Annotated in this window: 3 protein-coding genes and 1 pseudogene; 2 read left to right on the top strand and 2 right to left on the bottom strand. The window is 48.1% G+C overall.

All coding sequences use genetic code 11. The features are described 5' to 3' along the window. Nucleotides 1–113 precede the first annotated feature (113 nt). Together ACRC27_RS13150 and ftsP are read left to right on the top strand one after the other, a co-directional pair. Nucleotides 114–842, top strand: a complete 729-nt coding sequence (locus tag ACRC27_RS13150) for a 1-acylglycerol-3-phosphate O-acyltransferase (RefSeq protein WP_438629681.1) — start codon at nt 114–116, stop codon at nt 840–842. Between the two features lie 182 nt (nt 843–1,024). Next, nucleotides 1,025–2,449: a cell division protein FtsP gene (ftsP, locus tag ACRC27_RS13145; RefSeq protein WP_438623656.1), complete on the top strand. Its 1,425-nt coding sequence runs from the start codon at nt 1,025–1,027 to the stop codon at nt 2,447–2,449. A gap of 177 nt (nt 2,450–2,626) precedes the next feature. Here ftsP and ridA read toward each other — a convergent pair whose 3' ends face one another. Together ridA and ACRC27_RS13135 are read right to left on the bottom strand one after the other, a co-directional pair. After that, a complete protein-coding gene (ridA, locus tag ACRC27_RS13140) occupies nt 2,627–3,016 on the bottom strand; it encodes a 2-iminobutanoate/2-iminopropanoate deaminase (protein WP_438623655.1) in 390 nt (129 codons plus the stop codon). Nucleotides 3,017–3,124: 108 nt separating this feature from the next. Next, a pseudogene (locus ACRC27_RS13135) lies at nt 3,125–3,288 on the bottom strand (aspartate carbamoyltransferase regulatory subunit); the annotation flags it as partial.

The raw sequence follows: 3,288 nt of genomic DNA, 5'->3' as shown, positions 1-3,288 counted from the left end.
AGCCAGATAGTGAGTGTTTTTTTGTGCGAGGGTGACGAGAAACTGATCAGTTCTGCGGTGAGTTTTTTTCCGAACTGAGTATACTAGCCCACAGCTGTGAACCAGAGGTGATTATGCTTGTTGTTTTCCGTACCCTTATTGTTGTGTTGTATGCTTTGTTAGTGTCTATCTGCGGTAGCCTGTACTGCCTGTTTAGCCCACGCAACCCGCGCCATGTTTATACTTTCGGGCGTTTATTCAGTAAACTTGATCGTATTTTGGGGCTGCGTGTTGAACGGCGTTTTGCTCAGAATTCTGATCAATTCGGTAACTGTATTTATATTGCCAACCATCAAAATAATTACGATATGGTGACTGTATCGGGCATGGTGATGCCGCGTACGGTGACTGTCGGTAAAAAAAGCCTATTGTGGATACCTTTTTTTGGCCAATTATATTGGCTAACCGGCAATATTTTAATTGACCGGAAAAACCGCTCAAAAGCGCACGACACTATTGCGCAAATTGTAGAGAAAATAAAAAATCGTAATATTTCGGTATGGATGTTTCCTGAAGGCACACGTAGCCGTGGGCGTGGATTAATGCCGTTTAAAACCGGTGCATTTCATGCGGCGATTGCCGCCGGTGTGCCGGTAGTATTAATTTGTGCATCAGAGCAGCATAATAAAGTCAGATTAAATCGCTGGAATAATGGCGAGGTGATTGTTGAAATGTTACCTCCGATTGATACAGCAGGTTATAGCCGCGAAAATGTGCGTGAATTAGCCGAGCATTGCCATCAATTAATGGCCGATAAAATAGCTCAGTTGAATGCAGAAGTGGCGGCACGTCAATCACATTAATCTATTTTTAGTGTGATATACATTTAGGGCTTATATCCCGCTGACCTGCTGTTATGATCCGGTATAAATGCCTGTAGATTTACAGGCCCTTTCATTTATCCATCAGGGCATGATCACGATATTGATCACGCCCTGATAGGTGATTTGACCACGCGATACTGTTTTTAGATTCGGAGAGAGAGATGTCTGTCAGCCGTCGACGTTTTTTGCAGCTTACGGGGGCTACCTTATGTGCAGGCGCTGCCTATCCGGCATTAAAAGTGCAAGCAGAGTCGGATGCAAGTAGTCAAAAACTGCCTATTCCGCCGTTGCTGGAGTATCGTCACGGGCGGCCGCTGTTTTTGACACTGCAATCCACACAGTGGGCATTTAACGGTGCAATGGCCTCTTCAGTATGGGGCATTAATGGTCGCTATCTGGGGCCAACCGTACGGGTTCGCCGTGGTGACAACGTCAAACTGATCTACAGTAATCGGTTGGATGAAGCGGTTTCCATGTGCGTACAGGGGTTGCGAGTACCCGGTATTCTTGATGGCGGTAACGCGTGGCTGATGGCACCGAAAAAAGAGTGGGCACCAATTTTACCGATCCGACAAGTCGCATCAACCTGTTGGTATCATGCTGACACGCAGGGCCAGATGGCCTCGCAGGTCTACCGTGGTTTAGCCGGCCTATGGCTGGTGGATGACGATAATACCCGTGATCTACGTCTGCCTAAGCACTATGGCGTGGATGATCTGCCACTGATTTTGCAAGACAAGCGCTTTAATGCCTTTGGTGAGCCTAAATATGAGCCAGATGAGGGCGGATTTCTAGGCAATATTTTGCTGGTCAATGGCGTGCAATCACCGTTTATGGAAGTCTCACGCGGCTGGGTGCGTTTGCGGTTAGTCAATGCGGCCAATGCACGCCGATTGACCTTGCAACTCAGTGATGGCCGCCCGATGCAGATTATTGCCGGTGATGCTGGCTTATTGCCTGCACCGGTCACGGTAACGCAATTTACCCTTGCTCCGGGTGAGCGGCGGGAAGTGTTGGTTGATTTAACCAGTGGTGATGAAGTCTCTTTAACGGCCGGTGAAACGGCAACGATGATTGAGCGCTTTAAAGGCTTTTTTGAAGACTCCTCGACACTGGTCTCTTCGCTGGTGCTGACGTTAAAACCAGAAGGGTTACTGCCGCTGATGACCGATAAATTGCCAGAAACGCTGCCGTCAGACGATTTTGGCCTGACCAATATTGAGCGTACCCGTACCTTGCGTCTGGGGAATGCGAAAAATCCAGGGATTAATGGCGCGCTTTGGGATGCAAATCGGATTGATATTACAACCCGTGTTGGTGCAGTAGAGCGTTGGATGGTGAGCACAGTGACACCACAACCCTTTAGGCTGCACGGTGCAGCATTCCGAGTGCAATCGGTCGACGGTCTGCCGCCAAAAGCCGAGGATAAGGGGTGGAAAGATACGGTGTGGATTGAAAATGAGGTGGAGTTGATTGTGCGCTTTGATCAGCCTTCCACCGCAAAAACACCATTCCGTTACCACAGCGGTATTCTTGAGTTGGCCGATGCTGGTTGTATGGGACAGTTGGTGGTCAGTGAAGGGTAAGCTCCCCGTACTCACCGTGATTGCCCGATAAAAAAACGCCACACAGCCAGTATCTCTGGTGATGTGTGGCGTTTTTTTTATGCTGTTAGCCGTTATCAGAGATAATTAGTGTCATTGATGACGCTAATTATCTTCGTAGTATTGGCTTGCCAGCGGGAAGGTTAGTGCCCTGTTTGTTTAGCTGCGGCGCAGGGCAATTGCTTCAATTTCAATTTTTACATCTTTTGGTAGACGTGCCACTTCAACACATGAACGGGCAGGGAATGTGGCATTGTGCTCAACAAAGAAAGCTTCGTAGACCGCATTGACGGTCGCAAAGTCATTCAGATCTTTGACAAAAACAGTCATTTTCACAATATCAGCAACACGCAGGCTACCTGCTTCAACGATAGCACGCACATTTTCCAATGATTGGCGGGCTTGTGCCGCGATATCATCAGGGATCTCACCGGTTGCCGGATTCACTGGGATCTGGCCAGAGGTCAGGATCATGCTGCCCAGATCAACGCCTTGTACGTAAGGGCCAATGGCGGCAGGGGCTTTTTCCGTATTGATAATGTGGCTCATCTGTTTTCCTTTTTAATCATACCAACGAGAATTTGCCTGCAAGTATAGAGGCTGTTGCGTGTGAAACCCAGCTTCCAGTGTAACAGCCTGTATGTGGCTGACCGAGCCTTAAGATTGTTCGGTGACAACATCACTGGCGAACACTTTCTCGCAATATTTGCATTTTAACAGGATGTTACCCTGCTGCTTGCGTACGCTAAAACCGGAGTTAATCGGTTCACTGTGGCTGATACAATTACTGTTTGGACAACTGAGTACCCGCTCAATAAATT

This window comes from Plesiomonas sp., from assembly GCF_051650925.1.
Taxonomy (GTDB): domain Bacteria; phylum Pseudomonadota; class Gammaproteobacteria; order Enterobacterales; family CAMTGL01; genus Plesiomonas.
Note: the sequence above shows the minus strand (reverse complement) of the source record. Positions and strands in the feature narration are given on the sequence as shown.